General features: G+C 40.1%; 1 protein-coding gene. It reads right to left on the bottom strand.

The window, feature by feature from the left end:
• Positions 1-986 (bottom strand): DUF7507 domain-containing protein (locus tag ACZIX2_RS14215; protein ID WP_463340755.1); only part of this gene is annotated, 986 nt, incomplete at both ends.

The raw sequence follows: 986 nt of genomic DNA on the forward strand, positions 1-986 counted from the left end.
TAGAAAGTAGTCGTATCTGAAGCACCTGGTGCTAAAGATGCTATTGAACCTCCTGTAATAGTAGCATTATTGTCAGTTACTGTTATGTTAGTCAACGTTACATTTCCAGTGTTTTTGATTACAAAGTTATAGCTAACGATATCGCCTACGTTGGTAATACCGTCGTTGTTGCTATCCACATAGGTACCATCTTTTGTGATGTCGATACTTGGTTTTTGATCCAATTCGGTAATAGTACAATCTGTACATTCTGGATCTTTTGGACAACTTTCACATGGTGTAGGATCAGAAGAAGTATCAGTTACATTATTTCCTTTTGGATCTTTCGCTGTAGCAGTCGCCAAGTTGTATACATAACCTGCATTGATATCTTCTTGTGTAATCACATGTGTACCAGTGAAGGTAGTCGTATCTGAAGCGCCTGGAGCTAATGTAGCGATTGGGCCTCCTGTAATAGTAGCGTTGTTATCGGTTACGGTTATGTTAGTCAACGTTACATTTCCAGTGTTTTTGATTACAAAGTTATAGCTAACGATATCGCCTACGTTGGTAATACCGTCGTTGTTGCTATCCACATAAGTACCATCTTTGGTGATTTCGATACTTGGTTTTTGATTCAATTCGGTAATGGTACAATCTGTACATTCTGGATCTTTTGGACAACTTGCACATGGTGTAGGATCCGAAGACGTATCAGTTACGTCTTTCCCATCAGGATCTTTCGCTGTAGCTATAGCCAAGTTGTACACATAACCTGCGTTGATATCGTCTTGGGTAATTACATGCGTACCAGAGAAGGTAGTCGTATCTGAAGCACCTGGTGCTAATGTAGCGATTGGGCCTCCTGTAATAGTAGCGTTGTTATCGGTTACTGTGATGTTAGTCAACGTTACATTACCAGTGTTTTTGATTACAAAGTTATAGCTAACGATATCGCCTACGTTGGTAATACCGTCGTTGTTGCTGTCCACATACGTACCATCTTT

Source organism: Flavobacterium riviphilum (assembly GCF_055231795.1).